Annotated in this window: 19 protein-coding genes and 2 riboswitches; of the genes, 12 read left to right on the top strand and 7 right to left on the bottom strand. The window is 50.1% G+C overall.

Annotation, left to right across the window (positions count from 1 at the left end; genetic code table 11):
- Positions 1-49: 49 nt before the first annotated feature.
- The 4 genes from phnC (at position 50) to DCC85_RS00510 (ending at position 3,657) form a co-directional block, all read left to right on the top strand.
- On the top strand, positions 50-820 hold the full coding sequence (phnC, locus tag DCC85_RS00525) for a phosphonate ABC transporter ATP-binding protein (RefSeq protein ID WP_108463816.1): 771 nt from the start codon (positions 50-52) through the stop codon (positions 818-820).
- The gene (phnE, locus tag DCC85_RS00520; RefSeq protein ID WP_108463815.1) at positions 817-1,626 is read left to right on the top strand and encodes a phosphonate ABC transporter, permease protein PhnE; all 810 of its coding nucleotides are present in this window, start codon (positions 817-819) and stop codon (positions 1,624-1,626) included. The genes phnC and phnE (DCC85_RS00520) overlap by 4 nt, the downstream gene beginning before the upstream one ends.
- Positions 1,623-2,420, top strand: coding sequence for a phosphonate ABC transporter, permease protein PhnE (gene phnE, locus DCC85_RS00515; protein WP_108463814.1), 798 nt, complete (start codon positions 1,623-1,625; stop codon positions 2,418-2,420). The genes phnE (DCC85_RS00520) and phnE (DCC85_RS00515) overlap by 4 nt, the downstream gene beginning before the upstream one ends.
- A 73-nt stretch (positions 2,421-2,493) precedes the next feature.
- On the top strand, positions 2,494-3,657 hold the full coding sequence (locus DCC85_RS00510; protein ID WP_159081726.1) for a copper amine oxidase N-terminal domain-containing protein: 1,164 nt from the start codon (positions 2,494-2,496) through the stop codon (positions 3,655-3,657).
- Positions 3,658-3,772: 115 nt separating this feature from the next.
- Here the strand turns inward: DCC85_RS00510 and DCC85_RS00505 are convergent, their stop codons facing one another.
- Positions 3,773-4,288 carry a YwhD family protein gene (locus DCC85_RS00505; RefSeq protein WP_108463812.1) on the bottom strand — a complete coding sequence of 172 codons (516 nt, stop codon included), beginning with the start codon at positions 4,286-4,288 and terminating at the stop codon, positions 3,773-3,775.
- 125 nt (positions 4,289-4,413) lie between these two features.
- Here DCC85_RS00505 and DCC85_RS00500 point away from each other — a divergent pair, with 125 nt between their 5' ends.
- The 5 genes from DCC85_RS00500 (at position 4,414) to DCC85_RS00480 (ending at position 9,898) form a co-directional block, all read left to right on the top strand.
- A complete protein-coding gene (locus DCC85_RS00500) occupies positions 4,414-6,396 on the top strand; it encodes a M1 family metallopeptidase (protein ID WP_108463811.1) in 1,983 nt (660 codons plus the stop codon).
- 10 nt (positions 6,397-6,406) lie between these two features.
- Positions 6,407-7,234 carry a hypothetical protein gene (locus DCC85_RS00495; RefSeq protein ID WP_108463810.1) on the top strand — a complete coding sequence of 276 codons (828 nt, stop codon included), beginning with the start codon at positions 6,407-6,409 and terminating at the stop codon, positions 7,232-7,234.
- Positions 7,235-7,466: 232 nt separating this feature from the next.
- Positions 7,467-7,604: riboswitch (cyclic di-AMP (ydaO/yuaA leader) on the top strand.
- Between the two features lie 6 nt (positions 7,605-7,610).
- Positions 7,611-8,102, top strand: a complete 492-nt coding sequence (locus DCC85_RS00490; protein ID WP_108463809.1) for a C40 family peptidase — start codon at positions 7,611-7,613, stop codon at positions 8,100-8,102.
- Between the two features lie 353 nt (positions 8,103-8,455).
- Positions 8,456-8,594: riboswitch (cyclic di-AMP (ydaO/yuaA leader) on the top strand.
- Positions 8,595-8,598: 4 nt separating this feature from the next.
- Positions 8,599-9,069, top strand: coding sequence for a C40 family peptidase (locus DCC85_RS00485; protein WP_108463808.1), 471 nt, complete (start codon positions 8,599-8,601; stop codon positions 9,067-9,069).
- A 343-nt stretch (positions 9,070-9,412) separates the two neighbouring features.
- Positions 9,413-9,898, top strand: coding sequence for a GNAT family N-acetyltransferase (locus DCC85_RS00480; RefSeq protein ID WP_108463807.1), 486 nt, complete (start codon positions 9,413-9,415; stop codon positions 9,896-9,898).
- Positions 9,899-9,960: 62 nt separating this feature from the next.
- Here DCC85_RS00480 and rbsK read toward each other — a convergent pair whose 3' ends face one another.
- The 3 genes from rbsK to DCC85_RS00465 all read right to left on the bottom strand — a co-directional run bounded on the left by rbsK (position 9,961) and on the right by DCC85_RS00465 (position 11,761).
- Positions 9,961-10,956 carry a ribokinase gene (rbsK, locus tag DCC85_RS00475; protein WP_108463806.1) on the bottom strand — a complete coding sequence of 332 codons (996 nt, stop codon included), beginning with the start codon at positions 10,954-10,956 and terminating at the stop codon, positions 9,961-9,963.
- A 45-nt stretch (positions 10,957-11,001) separates the two neighbouring features.
- Positions 11,002-11,301, bottom strand: a complete 300-nt coding sequence (locus DCC85_RS00470; protein ID WP_108467646.1) for a 4a-hydroxytetrahydrobiopterin dehydratase — start codon at positions 11,299-11,301, stop codon at positions 11,002-11,004.
- Positions 11,302-11,467: 166 nt separating this feature from the next.
- Positions 11,468-11,761, bottom strand: a complete 294-nt coding sequence (locus tag DCC85_RS00465) for a hypothetical protein (protein WP_108463805.1) — start codon at positions 11,759-11,761, stop codon at positions 11,468-11,470.
- Positions 11,762-11,942: 181 nt separating this feature from the next.
- On the opposite strand from DCC85_RS00465, the gene motA reads away from it, so the two are divergent.
- Both motA and motB read left to right on the top strand, forming a co-directional pair.
- Complete coding sequence (gene motA, locus DCC85_RS00460) at positions 11,943-12,746, top strand: flagellar motor stator protein MotA (protein WP_108463804.1); 804 nt, start codon at positions 11,943-11,945, stop codon at positions 12,744-12,746.
- Positions 12,730-13,515: a flagellar motor protein MotB gene (motB, locus tag DCC85_RS00455; protein ID WP_108463803.1), complete on the top strand. Its 786-nt coding sequence runs from the start codon at positions 12,730-12,732 to the stop codon at positions 13,513-13,515. The genes motA and motB overlap by 17 nt, the downstream gene beginning before the upstream one ends.
- A gap of 90 nt (positions 13,516-13,605) precedes the next feature.
- On the opposite strand, the gene DCC85_RS00450 is transcribed toward motB, so the two are convergent.
- Positions 13,606-14,304 (bottom strand): pseudouridine synthase, encoded by a 699-nt coding sequence (locus tag DCC85_RS00450; protein WP_108463802.1) that lies wholly within the window; start codon positions 14,302-14,304, stop codon positions 13,606-13,608.
- A gap of 16 nt (positions 14,305-14,320) precedes the next feature.
- Positions 14,321-16,591, bottom strand: a complete 2,271-nt coding sequence (locus tag DCC85_RS00445) for an ATP-binding protein (protein ID WP_234414285.1) — start codon at positions 16,589-16,591, stop codon at positions 14,321-14,323.
- A 376-nt stretch (positions 16,592-16,967) separates the two neighbouring features.
- On the opposite strand from DCC85_RS00445, the gene tadA reads away from it, so the two are divergent.
- Positions 16,968-17,489 carry a tRNA adenosine(34) deaminase TadA gene (gene tadA / locus DCC85_RS00440; RefSeq protein ID WP_108463801.1) on the top strand — a complete coding sequence of 174 codons (522 nt, stop codon included), beginning with the start codon at positions 16,968-16,970 and terminating at the stop codon, positions 17,487-17,489.
- 44 nt (positions 17,490-17,533) lie between these two features.
- Here the strand turns inward: tadA and ltrA are convergent, their stop codons facing one another.
- Positions 17,534-18,934 (bottom strand): group II intron reverse transcriptase/maturase, encoded by a 1,401-nt coding sequence (ltrA, locus tag DCC85_RS00435; protein ID WP_108463800.1) that lies wholly within the window; start codon positions 18,932-18,934, stop codon positions 17,534-17,536.
- Positions 18,935-19,266 lie beyond the last annotated feature (332 nt).

Raw genomic sequence — 19,266 nt, 5'->3', positions numbered from 1 at the left:
TGCCATGGCGGTGTTGTTTTAATTTCATTCTATAGAGAGTTGGTTAGCTATGATCGAATTCGTAAATGTCACGAAAACTTACCCGAACGGAACAACCGGACTCAAAAATATAAACCTGACCATTGAAGAAGGAGAATTTGTCGTCATTGTCGGTCTGTCCGGGGCCGGAAAGTCCACCTTTCTGCGCTCTATCAACCGCCTGCATGATATTACCGAAGGTGAGATCCGCATCAATGGCGAGTCCATCACCAAGGCGTCAGGCTCGCAGCTGCGGCTAATCCGCCGCAATATCGGGATGATCTTTCAAAGCTTCAATCTAGTAAAGCGCGTCTCCGTCCTAAAAAATGTCCTCTCCGGCCGGGTAGCCTATCACTCTACCCTCCGCTCCCTGCTGGGCTGGTTCCCCAAGGAAGACACCGACCTTGCGCTAAGCGCCCTGCAGCGGGTGAATATTCAAGAGAAGGCCTATTCCCGTGCGGATGAGCTGTCCGGCGGCCAGCAACAGCGAGTTGTCATCGCCCGGGCGCTCGCTCAGGAGGCCAAAATTATTCTGGCCGACGAACCGGTTGCTTCGCTTGACCCGCTGACTACCCGTCAGGTCATGAACGACCTGAAGCGGATTAACCGGGAGCTCAAAATTACAACCGTAGTGAACCTGCACTTTATCGACCTTGCCCGGGACTATGCGACCCGCATTATCGGGCTTCGTGCTGGGGAAGTGGTGTTTGATGGTCCTGTAGAGGAAGCAACTGATGAGAAATTTGCCGAGATTTACGGACGGGCTATCCGCTCGGACGAGGTGCTCGGAGGTGTACAATGAGGGCCGAGGCACCGCTTGGGAAGAGAACGCCGAGCTCCATTCCTGACGCTCCCAACCGCTACAAACGCTACAGCATCTGGCTGTTTGGAATCATTGTTGTACTGCTTTGTTCATGGCGCAGCGGTGTAACGCCGTACCAGCTCGTTGTCGGCCTGCCGCAAATGGGCGATCTGCTCGCTCAGATGTTCCCGCCAGATTGGAAGTACCTCGATAAGATCTGGAAGCCGATGATGGAGACGGTTCAAATTGCAATTATCGGCACCACCTTCGGGGCTATACTGGCTGTCCCTGTGTCCTTGCTGTCAGCCTATAATGTCATTCCGAACCGCTGGGTCGCCGGTATATTTCGCTTCATCTTAAATCTGGTGCGAACGATTCCCGATCTGCTCTTCGCCTCTATTTTTGTGGCGGTGCTTGGCATCGGCCCCTTTGCAGGTGTGCTTGCGCTCATCTTCTTCTCCTTCGGCATGATCGCCAAGCTGACCTACGAGGCGGTTGAGGCGATTGATCCAGGGCCGCTGGAAGCCATGACCGCTGTCGGGGCCAATAAGCTTCAATGGATCAGATATGGGGTAGTCCCTCAGGTGATGGGGCAGTTCATTTCATTTGTCCTGTACACCTTCGAGGTCAACGTTAGAGCGGCCTCCGTTCTTGGGCTGGTTGGAGCCGGAGGGATCGGTCTCCTGCTGAACCGTTCACTCGGTCAATTACGCTATGACCGGTCAGCGATTATTATCCTACTCACCTTAGCTATTGTTCTGCTCATTGATTATGGAAGCAGCCGAATTCGGAGGAAACTGCTATGAATACAACAACACTTAAGAAAAGCCCGTGGTCACGCATCCGCTTTAGCTTGATCGCATTGGCTCTCATACTTATCTATTGGTGGGCCTTCAGTGGAATCCGCTTTGAGGGCTTTCAGGAAATGGCCAAGACCGTCTCTGCAGCCATCCTGAACGGATTCCTTCATCCGGACTGGTCCTATATTTACTTACCGGACGGTGAAGACCTGCTGCGCGGACTGCTCGACACGCTCAGCATCTCGATCTTGGGTACCGTCATTTCCGCGGTGCTGTGCATTCCCTTTGCCTTCTGGGCATCTGCCAATATGAGCCGCACACGGGTTATCTCTGTGCCAGGCAAAATTGTACTTAGCATCATCCGGGTGTTCCCGGAGATTATTGTAGCCATTCTGTTCATCAAGGCTGTCGGCCCCGGTGCCTTCGCCGGGGTACTCGCCTTGGGGATTCACTCTATCGGGATGCTGGCCAAGCTGTTCTCGGAGACGATAGAAGGCATTGATCGCGGTCCGGAGGAAGCCATGATCGCCTGCGGAGCGAATCGTCTGCAGATTCTTCGCTATGCCGTCATTCCGCAGATCGTCCCAGCCTTCCTTTCTTACTCTATCTATCGCTTCGAAATCAATATCCGTTCGGCCACCACGCTTGGACTGGTTGGCGCCGGAGGCATTGGCACCCCGCTGATCTTTGCTCTGGATTCCCGGAACTGGAGCAGAGTAGCGATTATACTGTACGGCATTATTATCCTTGTCACCTTGACAGACCTCATCTCCGGCTGGCTGCGTAAAAAAATTATTTAACTTACGAAATCCCACATATGGAACATTTCCCCTCCTTCTTACGTTAAATAACATGAAGGAGGTTTTTTCTATTATGAATAAACTGCATAAGACGATAATCTGCACTGCTGCTGCTCTTCTCATCGCTATACCACTTGTTGGAACATCTATTACCCCTGCACCTGCCGCAGAAGCCGCTAACAAGCAGAAGGCTTCATTTGAAGCGGGCTTAGGACATACCCCTTTTAAGAAAGCAGGAGTTACATATCTACCTCTCAAGGACGTCGCTGAACTTCTGGACCTTCAAGTTAAATGGAATACCCAAACGCGCAAGACTGAAATTACCGGGATTACCCAATATGCCGAACTAACCCCGGGTAAACCTGTCATCATGATAAAAGGAACTAAACGGCTGACCCTAAATGCAGCCCCCCTGGTGAAGAGTGGAGTGACCTATGTTCCAGAGGCCCTCTTCAGCAAAGCGTTCTCCATTCCTGTAAAATGGAAGACCAAGGAATTTGTAACCTTACCCTATGAGAAAAAATATACGATGAACAGCCTGGGCAACAAGCTATTCTGGCTGAACAAGTCGGCCGACGTGCTTTATTCCGGCACAAGCGGACAGCTGCCTGTCCGCAGCGGCACCATTAGTTCCAGGGAACTTGACTGGATGGATATGAAAATCCGCAATGCCGGTGGCGAAACCTATGTCCTGGATATAAACAATTCCTATGGTGAGCCTCATATCCACGACGAATGGATACGGGTAATCCTTTATAAAGGAAAGATCGTCAAGCAAGCCCAAATGTCCTTGGAAGCCGCAGGGATGAACCCTGACTTCTACGGGTACATTTACCCTAACGCGGCTTCTTATAAAGGCAACATTGTCATGAACACCGGTCATCGTATGGAGCTGGTTACCCCGCAGGGCCAGGTAGTGGAGAGCTTTAACCTTGACCGGATTGCCGGTACCACCAAGGATGTCTACAGTGTAGAGACCCTTGAAGCTGAGTTTCTGCTCATCCGCCAGCATCGCACAGGTGATCTCATGCTGGTTAACCGGGCCACAGGGGAGTCCTCCGTACTTTACAAGCAGTTATTTGACAAGGAGACCGCTACGAAGATTGAAAAGCAGACCCCAGATTATTACAGATATCGCTTGACTTATGCCGGTCGTTCGGGGAAGACCCTCAAGTTTAACTGGGGACTCGAAGGTCAAAAGAACGGACAGACGTTAACAATGGAGCTGCCATTCTAATTCACCACTTTATAAATGCAAGCAGCCTCCTTATAACAGATCATAATGATCTGCATAAGGAGGCTGCTTTGCGTTGTACCTATTCTCTTGGGAATGGGTGTAAATTCAAATCAAGTTACCCTTCCAGCACCGCCTTCAATTCATCTGAAGAGCGCGCCCACCAATCTGCATTATGCGAGACGAGCAGCTGCTTCAGCGCCGCCTTATCCTCTGGCCCTAGCTCATCCAGCATAATCCGCCGCTTCAGCGCATAGTCCAGCTTGTTTACATGGTCGGCTAGGATCTTCCATCCGCGTTTATTCTCCGTATCAATCCACATCTCGCAAGCCGTGGCCCCACCATAGAATTGTCCTTCTGGTGTCCGGTCCACAGCCACCCATACAACCCAAACCTGTCGGCCTGCCGGAACATCCTCCCGGTTCGCCGAGAATTTAATTCCACGTTCTACCTTACTCTTGGCATGCATAGCTCCGATATCAATCTTCGCTTCACCGCCATCAATAATGACTGGAGATACGTTGTTCAGGTCAATCGAACCGGCTCCGAATCCCTTATGCTTGCTTTTCTCGTTACTGCTTACAATATTTAACGCTAGCGGCTTCTTGCCTGCTTTCGGTTGGTTATTATCCATGAGTCCCTCCACATCCAGCGCGCTTTCATGCACGCCTTTGTACCTTAATTTTATTTTAGCTAATAATCTTCCAAATGCAAACATATACATGCTGTAGATGCTTGTCAACGGGAGGTATGAAGGGTATGACTGCACCAAAGCACAAAAAAAAAATTTTAGCCGCAGCCGCTCTACTGCTGCTTGCAGGCGCGATTCTTGCAATCAGGGACCCAGCACAGCAAGCTTTCCTTTCGCTTGCTCCAGAAAAGGGCAAGCCCCCTGTCACCAAGGCTGCGAACCCGAGCCCTAAGGAAAGCGTCCAGCAGCCTAGTGCGGAGGTGCTTAGCCATCGGGTAACGGAATATCACATTGATGTCAGCCTGGACGCCCAAAAGCGAACCTTGACCGGTTCACAGACCCTCACCTGGACACATCCGGGACAGAAAACGGTCAACGAAATTTATCTTCACTTATATCCAAATGCATTCGAGTCAGAGAACAGCACATTTATGAAGGAATCCGGCGGCAAGCTTAGAGGAGACTCGATGCCCAAGGATGGCTGGGGGAGCATGAAGCTGAAGGACATACGAACCACGGATGGAATTTCTCTGCTTCATCGCGTTCAGTATGTTCAGCCGGATGACGGGAATGTGACGGACAAGACCTTAGTCAAGGTCAGGCTGCCTCGCCCGGTGAAGGGAGGGGAGGAGCTGACGCTTCAAATTAATTTTGAGGTTCAACTGCCCAAGGTATTTGCCCGTATGGGAACAGCCGGAGACTTCGTGATGGCCGGACAATGGTTCCCTAAGATGAGCGTCTATGAACCAGCGGGGATCCGAAATCGCTCGGCCGAAGGCTGGAATCTCCATCAATATCATGGTACCTCTGAATTTTATTCCGACTTCGGTATATTCAGTGTACGGATCAACGTCCCGGCTGATTATATAGTGGCTGCTACCGGGTTCCCTACCAAGTCAGCGATCATAAAGAATGACCGAAAAACCTATCAGTTCTACGCTGATGATGTCCATGACTTCGCCTGGTCAGCTTCACCTCACTTCGTCTATGCAGAGGAGCCCTTCTCCTCAGCTCAGGTCCCCGGTGTGCGGATCAAGCTGTATCTTGACCCTGCTCATAAGGACCTGAAGGAACGCTATTTCTATGCAGCCAAGGCTGCACTCTCCGCCTACAGCAAGTGGTTTGGGAGCTATCCCTACTCCACATTATCCATCGTCGTTCCCCCGAAGGATGGCAATGGAGCAGGAGGTATGGAATACCCTACGCTCGTGACTGCCTTCGGGGCAAGCAGTGAATCTCCCGGCTACGATCTAGAGCGAACCGTGATCCATGAAATCGCCCATCAATATTTCTATGGCATCATTGCCAGCAATGAATTTGAGGAGCCTTGGCTTGATGAGGGCTTTGCCTCCTACGCTGAAGACAAGCTCATGGAGCAGGAATATGGCATAGTCTCCAATCTTCCTATCCAATCCAGCCTTGTGACTTCGCCGATGCCTCTCCAATTATCGGCCTGGAAATATGGCTCTGCTGAGGTTTACGCGCAAAACGCCTACACGAGGGGCAAGCTGCTTCTGAAGGACTTAGAACGCCAGCTGGGCAGTAAAAAGATGGCTAAAGTGATGGCTGCATATAGCGCCAAATATCGTTTTAAGCACCCCGCTACCTCCGATTTTCAAAAGGTGGTCGAAAAGACAACGGGGCAATCCTGGAAGAATTACTTCAATCAATATGTATATGGCGGACATATGCCCGATTACGCCATTCAGGATATCACGATTCACCCGGGCAAGAACGGGACCGGTTATGAATCCTGGGTCGATGTCAGCCGTAAGAGCGGCATCGCTCACGAGGTTCCTCTTGTCTTTGTCTTCAAGGATGGACATACAGAACGCAAGACGTGGGATGCCAAGACAGCCCTGACCCGGTTCAAGTTCAGCTACAAGGAGCCACTGGCTTGGGCCATGGTTGACCCGGCTTACACCCTGGTGCTGGAGAACAAGCATATGAACAACTACCTCAAGGCAGAGGTTGATCCCGTAATTCGTTCACGCCTAAACTTAAGCGTCACCAAGCTGCTCGAAGCGCTGCTTGGATCGCTATCCTGGTGAGGTGACAAACATGCATTATATAAAACAAGGTCTGGGCAGCGCGAAGAGACAAATTGCGGTTGCAATCCTCTTATTTCTGTACCAGCTGCTTTGGGGAGTATTCCTATACCGGATTGTAGACTCCGTAATTGCTCCGGCCCTAAGGCGCTACCCTGAATCAGAGGTTGGACAGCTTAGCCGCCTCCTGTACCTTATAGAAGGCCAACATGAGCTGCAGACCAGCTCGGACGTGAAGCTGGTGCTCGGCCTTATTGCAGGCATGTTCCTCTTCCGCTTGATACTTACTCCTCTCATCAGGGCCGGCATATATAACGGATTATTGGGCGAGGCAGATGAGGAGGGGGCCGGCTGGCTGTTCTTCCAAGGAATGCGCAAATGCTGGAAGCCTGTAGCCATCCTCTATGCTATAGAACTGCTCTTAATATTAATCCCGTCTATTTGGCTTCTGCCTGAGCTTTACAGCCTGCTTCCGGGACTTCTGCAAGGCACGACCGGCGCAATGCTCAAGTTTGGCGTCATTCTGGCCAGTCTCGGGATTTGGAGTTATCTCGTCAAGCAAGGCCTGCTCTATGTCACATTCGGATGGCTCTCGCAAACAGGGATTGCCCCTTCTCTCATGCAATATGTTCGCAAACTGCCGGCTGTGCTTGCCGTATCCTGTATCCTCGGCGCTGCTGCCCTTCTGGCCGCAGGCATGTTCAGCACAGCCGCCTGGATCTGGACGGGCCTTATTGGACTAATCCTGCAGCAATCCTATCCATTTATTCGCAGTTTCTTCCGTATCTGGTCGGTATCCTCGCAATATCATCTCTGGAAAAAAAGTTATCAAAAAAATTAATCAAATAGTCGGACCATCTTGTACTTCCCAGGTCTGATAAGGCCTCCGCCTGACGACGGAGGTCTTTTTGATGCTCTCATCACTCAAAATCTCGCAATTACTCGTTGCCAAAAGATACCTGTGTTTGTTACAATAACACCAATGAAAGTAAAGTAACAACTTTGTAATTCTTTTTTAATAATTTAGCAGGAATTTCGACAGATATGTCGAATATCTACTTTTAGATGCAAAATATATAAGAAAGCCTAATTCCCGAGCATCCGGGAAGCGGGGGAACCGTTTTGGGTGAATTGATCTCGCAAGAGAGGGATCATAGGGAACCTTCAACCGAATCCTTAAGCTAACCTCGCAGGCGTTGGAAGGAGTTTACGTCAGTTTGAAGAAGAAGTTGACCGCAGCAGCTGTAAGTTTTGCCATTATGTTTACCTTAGGAACTGGAAGCGCTTTTGCTGATACCAAATTGGACTCTGTTGTCGATTCGGCTATTGGCACACCTTATAAATCTGGCGGAACTACTACAAGTGGATTTGATTGCTCCGGATTTACAAGATATGTGTTCAATAAGCTCGGCATCAAGCTTCCTCACCAATCTGGATCCCAGTTCAAGATGGGTACGGCAATAGACAAAAGTGAACTGATTGCTGGAGACTTAGTGTTCTTCAACACCTCAGGCAAAGGGATCTCCCACGTTGGGGTATATGTCGGCGACGGAAAGTTTGCCCATGCCTCTTCCTCTAAAGGAGTTACCGTTAGCAATTTGAGCGACAGCTATTACGTCAAACGTTACGTTGGAGCTAAACGCATTATGAGCAATGATGTTTTCGAATCCGTCGCCGACGAGTCCCAAGACAACGACGATGTAGAATAAGAAAACCTCCTGTGCTGAGCCCGCAGCGATTCTTGCCGGAATCGATTCTGCGGGTTTTTTTCTATTTCTACATCGTACCATCTATTACCCCTCCCCAAAGGCAATAAACCGCAGATTTAGCCGTTTTCCCAAAAAAAGTGAGAGCAAAACTTGCCAAAGCCTAACCCATTTGTTACAATGATCAAGTAAATGGTAACAACTTTGTAATCATTGGTCGTACGTCGGAATGAGGAAACGCGAGTTCCCCGGAAAGGTATTGCGTTCTTCCAACCTAAGATTCGAATCCACTAGATTCGAATGAACAAATAACCCTTACCCCTTGGGGTAAAGGCTATTTCAACCACAGGTGCACTAACAATAACCAGCCGAATTCCCAAGCACCTGGGAAACGGGGGAACCAGTTATGGGTGAATTGACCTCGATTACAGAGGGTCATAGGGAACCTTCAACCGAATCCTCAAGCTAACCTCGCAGGCCTTGGAAGGAGTTTGACATCTTGAGAAAGACACTGACAGCAGCGGCGATGAGCTTGACTATTCTGTTCACCATGGGTACAGGTAATGCCTTCGCTGACTCCAACTTGGACAAAGTCGTAAATTCGGTATATGGAACGCCCTACAAAATGGGTGGAACCACCGTCAAAGGCTTTGACTGTTCCGGATTTACCAAATATGTGTTCAAGAAAATGGGCGTAACACTGGCGCGTCAATCGAAAGCACAGTTCAAACAGGGAACCAGTGTAGCTAAGAGCCAACTGAAAGAAGGAGATTTGGTCTTCTTCAACACCTTAGGTAACGGTGTATCTCATGTTGGTATTTACGTTGGAAATGGAAAGTTTGCGCATGCCTCTTCCTCTAAAGGCATCCACATCGACAAATTAAGCAACAGCTATTATCAAAACCGTTACGTTGGAGCTAAACGCATTTTGAGCAAGTATACTTATCGTTTGTTTGCAACAGAGCTTTAACCTTCCGCACAAAGGTCAAAGCTGACATAACCGCATTGCCTATGCATGACCGCGGGCGATTCTTGCCGGAATCGACTTGCGGTCTTTTTTTTGCCATCCTACATGTTATAACGCAGCAACCAGGCAAAAGGTTCCAAAAAATTTTTTTACAATATACTTCATTGGTCCTAAACCAACTTCTATGATCTTCCTACCGCTTTTATACCCCTTGGTCCGATCCTGAAACATCTATCGCCCATCTTATAAAATTTTGCTTAGCACGCCATTTTGCATTCAACCAGCCCAATCGGGTACATTGTTCTTAAGGTCTTAAGTCTTTCACTGTAAAAAGGAGGAACGCCCTATGAAAAACTCTCCCCCTCCATTCCACATCGCTTCGATGGAGGAAGCTCATGCAGAGATTATTTGCTCCTGGGTATATGAGCCTCCTTACAATATATACGGCTGGCTTCCCTGGGAGCAGATGAAGGCCCTTGAGGTTGAATTTGGCGATCCCCTGCTGCGCCGAGAACAATATGTATCTGTCCTCGACCAGGATGACAACTTGTGCGGATTTGCCCAGTACTTCCCCATGCAGGGCGTTACCCGGCTTGGTATCGGCATGAGACCCGATCTGTGCGGTCACGGACAGGGAGAGGCCTTTGTCCGGGCCATTGCCGACGGCGCACGCCAAAGAAACCCAGATCATGAAATTGACCTGGAGGTGCTGACCTGGAACAACCGAGCCATTCGTGCTTATCAGAAGGCCGGCTTCACTATTACCGACCTCTATGAGCGCCAGACCCCTGACGGGCCAAAGCCTTTCTACTGTATGGTGTTAAAAGACTAGCGTAATACAAAAGAACGCCAGGGACACGGCTCCTGCCTGTAATCCTGGCGTTTTTGCATATATTATGCTTGGGCAGCGGCCTGGAAGGCCTCCACCTCGGCTCGGGTTGGCATGCCTTCCTGGGCGCCGAGCTTCGTCACGGCCAAGGCTGAAGCCGCGAGCGCAAACTGCACGGCGTCAGCTAACGCTGCGCCCTCCCCCAGCGCCACCGCAAGCGCGGCGCTGAAACAGTCCCCCGCGCCGGTCGTATCGACGGCGCGGACCCGATGAGCCGCTGCAATAGCCGGCTCACCCGCAGGCGCATCCGGTTCCGGTGCGCCAACATAGGCCGCGCCCTGCGCGCCGAGCGTGGTGACGACGGCGGCTCCCGCCGTCTCAGCCAGCTCGGCCATCGCGCGGCCCAGCGCTGCCTGCTCTGCGGCAGCGCACCCGCTCAGAACCGCCAGCTCGCTGCGGTTCGGGGTGATGGCGCTGGCTGTGCTGAGCAGCGCCGCAGGGATGCCCCCGGCCGGAACCGGGGCCGGGTTCAGCACGACGACCGCGCCGGCCTGGGCCGCGGTCTCGGCTGCGCGCTGAGCCGCAGCCAGCGGGATCTCCAGCTGGAGCAGCACCACATCCGCTTCGCGCAGAAGCGCCTGTACCTCCAGCGCCTCAATCCGCTCTGCGGTCAGGTGGGCATTGGCGCCGGGGACCACGACAATGCGATTGTCCTCCCCATCCAGCCAGATCGAAGCTACGCCTGTCCGAACCTCGGGCAGCCTCTGAACACTGGAGTTGTCCACCCCGGACTTCGCCAACTCATCAAGCAGACGGTGCCCAAATTCATCCTCACCAACCATGCCCACCACGGATACCGAAGCTCCCAGCCTGGCAGCCGCCACCGCCTGATTAGCTCCTTTGCCTCCAGGCAATAGATGAAGCTGTTCTCCCATCACCGTCTCTCCCGCTGCCGGGACCTTTTCCATTTGGGTCACCATATCTAAGTTCAGGCTCCCCACAACGACAACTCTCGGAGAACGTCCAATCTTCTCCTTAGGTAAACCAGCGTTATCCTTCATATAACACGAAGCCTCCTCTTCTCAGAGCGAACGATCCTTCTGCAGTTATTCAGCCGAACGCATCTTCTCGAAGGCTTCATTATATTGCTGTGCTTCCTTTATATCCACCGCGGTAATGCCGCCCTCTTCCCAAGAAGTTAATCGAAGCGTCACTGTCTTATAGTCGATTGTGATGAACGGGTGGTGATTGAACGCTTCTGAGATTGCCGCCACTTCATCCACGAAGGCGATGCCCTTCATATAGTTCGAGAAGGTGTATTTCCGGACAATCCAGCGCCCTTCCTCCAGCTCCCAGCCCTCCAAATTCTCTAAATGCGTAATCACTTCTTCCGGTGTAAATGGCATTACTGCTTCCTCCTCATATATGAAAACATCGGTCATTTTTGCACGTTTCAGCTGTTTGATAAGCTGGTACAAGTGGGGATAACAGCATTCCTATTGCTTCCCCGTATCCCACCTATATTACCATGGGCTCTTAGGTAAATCCAGAAACCAGGGTAAGTCCAGCGCTCTAGATCAGCTTAACCGAAGTCAACTCTTCCTCACCTACCAGCACATTGATTCGGTGTCCTTCCCCGTCATAGATCACCACAGCACTGCCTACGGAAATTACAGGCTCACTGCCTAGAGCAAAGAATAGATCCTCGGCTAAGGCTTCTCTTACCTCGTGCCGCTCCTCCCCCGACAGACTTGTCCAATCCGATTCTTCCATTTCAAAAAAGACGTAGCTGTCCGGAATTGCACTCATCGCATCCGTCAGGTCTGCCAAGATCAGCGCATAATCCCTGCCATGTTTTACACCCAAGAGGTCAGCCTCCTTATTTTTATCATAATTAAACCGCTTGCTTTTATTATACCGGAAAAAACCACTTAAAAAAAAAGTGAATTCTGTCGATAAAAAAGATAACATGCTTTTTTCTACCTTCCCGGAAGGATGCCGGAAGGTCCGAAAGGAATCAATTTTATCTCACGGATGAGGTGTATTCATGGAAATTTCAACACTGATCGGTATTGCCCTAGGCTTGATTGCCCTGGTACTAGGGATGTTCCTCAAGGGCGCACCGATTATCAACCTGGTTAACAACCCGGCGGCCTATGTTATTATTCTCGTTGGTACTCTCGCATCTCTGTTTGTTGCTTTCCCAATGTCCGAAATGAAACGTCTCCCCAGCATCTTTAAAGCTCTCCTCTTCCCGAAGAAAATGATCAGCAAGGAAGAGGTTATCACGCTGTTTATGGAGTGGGCCTCCATTACCCGCCGCGAAGGACTTCTCGCCCTTGAGAGCAAGGTCGAAGAGATTGATGACGCCTTCCTGCGCAGCGGCATGCGGATGATTATTGACGGTAATGATCAGGAATTCGTCAGCGACGTTCTTGCTGAGGACATTGCTGCAACCGAAGAGCGCCACAGAGCGGGCGCACTAGTCTTTTCCCAAGCTGGGATGTATGCACCTACACTCGGGGTACTCGGTGCTGTAATCGGTCTGATTGCCGCCCTTGCCGATATGAGTGATATGGAGAAGCTGTCCCATGCGATCGCAGCAGCCTTTATTGCCACCCTGCTTGGTATCTTTACTGGTTATGTCCTATGGCATCCTATCTCTAACAAGCTCAAACGGATGTCCAAGCGTGAAATGGAAGTTCGCCTGATGATGGTCGAAGGATTACTGTCCATTCAATCGGGGATCTCCACGATCGCTATCCAACAAAAACTGACTGTCTTCCTGACACCGGCAGAACGCGCTAAACTCCAGGCTAAGGAAGGTGGCAGCGGTGAGCAAAAAGAATAAACACGAACATCATGAAGAGCACAATGACGAGAGCTGGCTGCTTCCTTATTCTGACTTGATGACCCTGCTGCTCGCACTTTTCATCGTTCTCTATGGAATGAGCACACTGGATGCCAAGAAATTCGAAGAGATGAGCGAGGCCTTCAGCTCAGCCTTCAACGGCGGCGTCGGAGTGCTCGACAATAGTTCCATAGATGGACAGACAACGGTCAAGCCGACTGAGACGCTCGAAGTGACCAGTGCACAGAAGAAGAAGAATGAGCTGATGCGCCGTGAGCAGGAAGACTTGGAGAAGCTCAAAAGGCAGCTGGATAAATATATTAAAGATAACGGACTAACTTCTCAGCTCAGCACGAAGCTGAACCAGTCCCAGCTGATGATCACCATCAGCGATAAAGCCTTGTTCCCTTCAGGTAAAGCTGCAGTGAAGCCTGAGGCCCGCATTCTCGCCAAGTCCATCTCCGGTATGCTGACCCAGTTCCCGGATTATGAAATCTTGGTATCGGGTCACACCGATAATGTTCCGATTGACAACAATGAGTATGCTTCCAACTGGGACCTTAGCTTTGCCCGTGCCCGTAACTTCATGGAGATTCTCCTGCTGAATGACAAGCTGCAGCCTAAGATGTTCAGCCCGATCGGCTATGGAGAGTATCATCCAGTAGCATCTAACGATACGAATGACGGACGAGCGAAGAATCGTCGGGTTGAGATATCCATCATCCGGAAGTATCAGGATGGGGAAGCAAAAATCTCTGTAACCCCATGAGTATTTTCTCTACAGTAAAGCCTCTGCAAGATGGATCGCAGGATTGCATCCAATGCAGAGGCTTTTTTTCCTCGTATTTAATCTAATATCTCAAAGCTTATAATTCAGCTGCCTACCGAGCTCCTCCTTCTCCTCCGGCGTAAGATCACGCCAAGCCCCCCGCTTTAGGGCGCCTAAGTGAATATTCATCACTCGGATTCGCTGTAGACGTCTTACCTCATAGCCAAGTGAAGCGCACATTCTGCGGATTTGCCGATTCTTGCCCTCTGTCAGAATAATACGAAAAACGTTATCGCTGATACGCGTAACTTTGCAGGGCAGTGTCATTTCTCCGAGGATGCGAACCCCTTCCGACATAGCTTGTACAAAACGGGGCGTGATAGGCTTATTGACTGTAACAATATACTCCTTCTCATGCTTGCCTTCTGCCCTTAGGATCTTGTTAACGATGTCCCCATCATTTGTCATGAGGATTAAGCCTTCCGAATCCTTGTCCAATCTTCCGATCGGGAAGATTCGCTCCGGGTGACCTACAAAGTCTACAATATTGCCCTTAATATGGCCCTCTGTTGTGCTAGTAATACCTACAGGCTTGTTCAGCGCAATATAAACATGTTTGCTTTTGGCTGCCAGTGGACGCCCTTCAATTCGGACGTCATCTCCATCCTCGGCCTGGCTCCCAAGCTCGGCGACCTGGCCATTAATCGTCACCTTGCCCGCTTGTACGAGCTTATCCGCCTCTCTGCGCGAGCAATACCCTGTCTCGCTGATCCACTTATTGATACGCACTTTATATCATCCTCTCCTATACCGGTTGCTGTGCTTCTTCTGGCTGAATCTTCGGCAAGGAGATCGTAACAAGTGTTCCCCAGCCTACTACGCTGTCTATCACCAAAGTGCCCTTGTGCACCTCAATGATCCGCTGGCTGACCATCAATCCAAGCCCTGTGCCATGCTCCTTGCTTGTGAAGAAGGGCTCACCCAGCTTAGACAGCATCTCTTTAGGAACTCCTTCCCCTTCATCGACAATCCATACCTTAACTTGATCCTCTTCCGCTTTTATCTCCAAGCCGATCATGCCCCCTTGAGGCATAGCCTCGACCGCATTCTTGAGCAGGTTAATAAATACTTGCTTGAGCTGATTCTCCTCACAATGTACATAGAGGGGCTCTTTAGCAAAGTCGGTTAGGAACTGAATGCCATACATATGGGCCATGCTGTCCAGAAGCGAAATCACATCGCCCATAATATATCTTATATCTTTTATTTGAAAATGGGTGGCTTGTGGTTTAGCCAAAATTAAAAACTCACTCACAATCATATTAATGCGGTCAAGCTCGGACAGCATCAGATCCGTATGCTGCGGACTCACCTTCCCACTGCTCTGTTGAAGCTGGAGAAAGCCACGCAGGGTCGTGAGCGGGTTTCGGATTTCATGGGCAACCCCTGCTGCAAGCTGGCCCACCGTGGTCAGCTTCTCTGACCTGCGGAGCAGCTCCTCCATTTTATTATGCTCTGTCATATCCCGATAAATGGAGATGAATGAAGTAATTTGTCCTTGTTCATCCACAATCGGCGACTGGCTGATACTGACTTCAATCTCAGTACCATCCTTACAGCGTCTCCTGGTCTCCGCAGCACCTAGCTGGTGTCCGCTGTGCAGTTGGCTATCCCGGAAATCCCATTCCGCCTGCAATTCTGGTGGGATGAATTGAAGTCGGCTCCCAACAACCTCTGAGGCCTCCCATCCAAACAGCTGTTCAAAGGCTTTATTGATCCGAAGCGTGCGCCCCTCCAGATCAGTTAGTTGTATAGCATCTGCCGTTTGGTTAATTACAGATTCCAGATGCTCTCTCATAAAGCGGTTCTCCTCATTCTTTTGGCGCAGCTTCTCTGTATACCCTCCTAAATTGCAAGCCATGACATTAATGCGCTCTGCAAGCAGTCCCAGCTCATCCCTGCGCCGCACCTGCAGCCGGGCATCAAGTTGACCGTTTGCCATATCATTTACCTTAACTAGAATATCCTGAATAGGGCGGATCATCCTGCACGCAAAGAAGTAACATACGAGAACTACGATTATAAACAACACTAGCGATACTATCACCTGGCTGCGAAGCTGGCTCCAGAGAACAGTCGAGAGCGTCACATCGTTGGAGAGCATGCGAATGACATAGGGCTCCTTGCCGATTTTAGTAATTGGGACAAAGCTCTCAATATATCGCTTTCCATTATAGGTCATATTGTTAATTAAGGTTTGTTTCTTCTCCAATGCTTCCTGTGTCAGCTTTACGGTCTGGTCTCCAGGCATCTGATAGGTTCCAAAGAGCAGCGGCTTCGGCCTATTTCTTGCTCCAAACTGATTGCCAAAGCGCTTTCCTAATGAGGAATCATAATGAAGAATAAATTGATCAGGATTAATCCCGGTAATTTCCACAATCCCTGAATTAACCTCCATTGTCTTCTGCAGAATTCCCTCAGGGCTCATAGCCTGGTGATATTCTTCAATATCGGAAGATCGGATGAAGGGATTGATCAGATAATTCCGCTTCCCATCTTGGTAATATCCCCACTTATCGATATTGTTCGGATTCGAGAAGGATATGTCAAACGGCCCCGACCAGAAGTCTTTAAAGGACTGTCCTTGCTGAACTTCTACCGACTGGCGTGCAAACAGCTGCTTCAGTGCCTTATACCAGTATCCCCAGTTTTTTGTGGATATCCCAATCTCCTTTGGATCCGTAGATTTGGTGACAACAATATCATCCTGTCTCTGGACCATAAGGGAGAACCCGCTAACTCCTGTCAACCGGCTCAGCTCAGCTAAATCACTGGTCTCAATCTGCTCAATATCAGGCCCGAGCTTATCCGCAGCAATCAGCGCTGCCGTTCTAAGCTTCTGGGCAATTTGCCGTTCCACATAATCTGAACTATACCGGCTTTGATCAATAGCGGCCGCAATCTGCTGAGCAGTCAGCATAAACTTAGACTCACTGTCCCGGCGCAGATTAGCCTCACTGGAAATAAAACTGAGGATTAGATTCAAAATTAATATCGCAAAAACGGATAAGGACATTATAATCGTGAGCTTATACTTTATAGATATGGACACACCTTTTCAACTCCATGCACCTGGTTATAAATGGCACAATTTCTACCTTAATGATACATTTATCGACACAGTTTGCATAGATGTTGATCTTCCTAGTTTCTATCCCATACAATGAGTAAAAAAGGCCATCAGAAAAAAGTTATGAACAAAACTACCTTTTTTACTGGAGTAATTCACAAAGTTATTCACAGGTTGGGCACAAGTACACAAACTATTATCCTCAACTGTGTATAAAGCTGTGGATATGGGGGTAGTTATGCACAAATTTGCGCACAACATGTTAACAAACGAATGCCTGTTCGTTGGACAGTGGTGGATAAAAGGAGGGCTTTAAAGCCATATGACATTAAATACAAATTCAGTCGAGGTTCTATTTGAAGAGGATTCCCATACTTATTGGATGCAGCAGGCCATAGAGGAGGCCCGTAAAGCAGAAGCCATAGGAGAAGTGCCTATTGGTGCAGTTATCGTACGCGGCAATGAAATCGTAGGGCGTGGCCATAACTTAAGGGAGACCGCTCATGACGGTACCGCTCATGCTGAGATGATTGCTATACGTGAAGCCTGTGACCGCATTGGCGCCTGGAGGCTGCTTGATTGCAGGTTATATGTTACGCTGGAGCCTTGCCCTATGTGTGCAGGAGCTATCGTGCAGTGCAGAATTCCGGAAGTCATTTACGGAACGGCCGATCCGAAGGCAGGCTGTGCCGGAACTCTAATGAATTTGCTGCAAGAGCCCCGCTTTAACCACAGAACCCAAGTTGTATCCGGCATTTTGCAAGAGGAATGCGCTTCGCTGCTTACCCAATTCTTCCGTAAGCTTCGTGGCAATCGAGTAGGAGGCTATTCATTAGATGAGTAGCCGACCTCTCACACCACCGTACGTACCGTTCGGTATACGGCGGTTCAACCGCATAAGTGCAATTTACGTAAACGCTCGTATTGCGCAGGAAAGTCATAATATCCTGCCTGTACGAGCTTTTTGTTTGTTATGGAACGAGACAACACTGGACTTCCGGCGATGCGCCAGTACCCGAGACGGGAATTGCCCCACTGGTAAGCCTGCCATTCCGGTATCCCCAGCTTCCGCAGGTTTTGTACTTTTGTTCGCGGCTTTTTCCACTGTTTCCAGATGTACATCCGCAGTCGTCTTCGCAACCATTCGCTCCAGCTTTGCAGGATCCGTTTCATGTCGGCCACATAGTAGTAACCAATCCATCCCCGAATGTAGACTTTTACCTTTTCCATGACTTGGCGAACATTTCTGCCCTGGCTGCGACTTGTGAGTTCTTTCAACTTCTTCTTCGCTTTTGCGAGGGATTGTCCATGGGCACGGATATACATGCCGTTCTTGTTCTTTCCCAGGGCAAAGCCGAGAAATTTGAAGTGCTTTCGAGCCACTACGCTACCGACCTTACTTTTCTGCGTATTGATCTGGAGTCTCAGTTTGGTCTCCAGGTACTTTCCGCAGGATTCCAGTAGCCGCACCGCTGCCCGTTTGCTTTTGGCAAGCACCACAATATCGTCCGCATAGCGGATGACGTTCACTCCGCGGCCTTTCATCTCTTGGTCAAATTCGTTCAGGTAGATGTTCGCCAGAAGCGGCGACAGGGGGCCTCCCTGAGGGGAGCCTTCTTCTGTTTTGCAGTGCACCCCGTTCTCCATAACCCCACTTTTCAGGTATCTCTTAATCAGTTCGGTTACGCGTCTGTCCTGAATTTGTTTGCGCAAAAGATGCATAAGCAGCTCATGATTCAGCGTGTCGAAGTATTTGGAGAGGTCGATTTCTACTGCGTAGCCGTATCCCTGTTCTGCATAGTCTTTCACCTTGCGAATGGCCTGTTGTGCGCTCCGACCGGGGCGGTAGCCATAGCTTCCCTCCGAGAAGAGCGGCTCGAACAGGGGCTGGAGCTGCTGGGCGACTGCCTGCTGAATCACTCGGTCTACGACCGTGGGTATGCCAAGCTTCCGTACTCCGCTTCCATCTGCTTTGGGAATTTCCTTGCGCCGTACTGGGCTGGGCTTGTATCTGCCTTCCCGGATCTTTTGCAACAGCTCGTCTCTATGTTCCTGCAGCCAGGGTAGCGCGTCTTCTACGGTCATTCCGTCGATTCCTGGCGCTCCATGGTTGCGTTTGACCTGTTTGTAGGCTCTGTTCAGATTGTCTCTGTCCAGAATCTGCTCCAGCAGGTCTGTTGCACCGCCTCTTTCTTTACGTTCCCGAGTACCGGCGCTCCGCACTCCCGCATGCTCTTCGCGTTCCACGCTATCCCTTTGCAGGTAGCCCTTTCGGTATTCTGCTTTCATCGCGTCAGCTCTCCTTTCGGTATGTACTCGAGACTTACGATTGTTCGGCCCTTCCCCGAAAAAAAAACCTTCCGGGTACTATGGCCTCTGCTGACTTCTCACAGCAAGCTTTACTCCGTCTTTCGGTTTTTTTTTTTCCTACTTGTCGTCTGTGAGACCTCCCCGGGTAAGAGCGATAACCTTCCCCTCATCTATCTGCCACATTTACACCATGGGATTCGGGCAGTATTGGACTTTGCTTTGTAGTGCAAGCTCGTCCGTCCCATGATGCCTTCTATGTGATTTCTGTTCGTCAGACCGAGGGTTTGCCTCCGGCTTCCTTCAGATTCCGC

Source organism: Paenibacillus sp. CAA11, assembly GCF_003060825.1.
GTDB lineage: Bacteria > Bacillota > Bacilli > Paenibacillales > Paenibacillaceae > Fontibacillus.
This window is presented reverse-complemented; position numbering and strand designations above follow the sequence as displayed.

Excerpts from the sequence above, each read along its gene's own strand:
- phnC (WP_108463816.1), top strand. The coding sequence starts at position 50 with ATGATCGAATTCGTAAATGTCACGAAAACTTACCCGAACGGAACAACC.
- phnE (WP_108463815.1), top strand. The coding sequence starts at position 817 with ATGAGGGCCGAGGCACCGCTTGGGAAGAGAACGCCGAGCTCCATTCCT.
- phnE (WP_108463814.1), top strand. The coding sequence starts at position 1,623 with ATGAATACAACAACACTTAAGAAAAGCCCGTGGTCACGCATCCGCTTT.
- DCC85_RS00510 (WP_159081726.1), top strand. The coding sequence starts at position 2,494 with ATGAATAAACTGCATAAGACGATAATCTGCACTGCTGCTGCTCTTCTC.
- DCC85_RS00505 (WP_108463812.1), bottom strand. The coding sequence starts at position 4,288 with ATGGATAATAACCAACCGAAAGCAGGCAAGAAGCCGCTAGCGTTAAAT.
- DCC85_RS00500 (WP_108463811.1), top strand. The coding sequence starts at position 4,414 with ATGACTGCACCAAAGCACAAAAAAAAAATTTTAGCCGCAGCCGCTCTA.
- DCC85_RS00495 (WP_108463810.1), top strand. The coding sequence starts at position 6,407 with ATGCATTATATAAAACAAGGTCTGGGCAGCGCGAAGAGACAAATTGCG.
- DCC85_RS00480 (WP_108463807.1), top strand. The coding sequence starts at position 9,413 with ATGAAAAACTCTCCCCCTCCATTCCACATCGCTTCGATGGAGGAAGCT.
- rbsK (WP_108463806.1), bottom strand. The coding sequence starts at position 10,956 with ATGAAGGATAACGCTGGTTTACCTAAGGAGAAGATTGGACGTTCTCCG.
- DCC85_RS00470 (WP_108467646.1), bottom strand. The coding sequence starts at position 11,301 with ATGCCATTTACACCGGAAGAAGTGATTACGCATTTAGAGAATTTGGAG.
- motA (WP_108463804.1), top strand. The coding sequence starts at position 11,943 with ATGGAAATTTCAACACTGATCGGTATTGCCCTAGGCTTGATTGCCCTG.
- DCC85_RS00445 (WP_234414285.1), bottom strand. The coding sequence starts at position 16,591 with ATGTCCTTATCCGTTTTTGCGATATTAATTTTGAATCTAATCCTCAGT.
- tadA (WP_108463801.1), top strand. The coding sequence starts at position 16,968 with ATGACATTAAATACAAATTCAGTCGAGGTTCTATTTGAAGAGGATTCC.
- ltrA (WP_108463800.1), bottom strand. The coding sequence starts at position 18,934 with ATGAAAGCAGAATACCGAAAGGGCTACCTGCAAAGGGATAGCGTGGAA.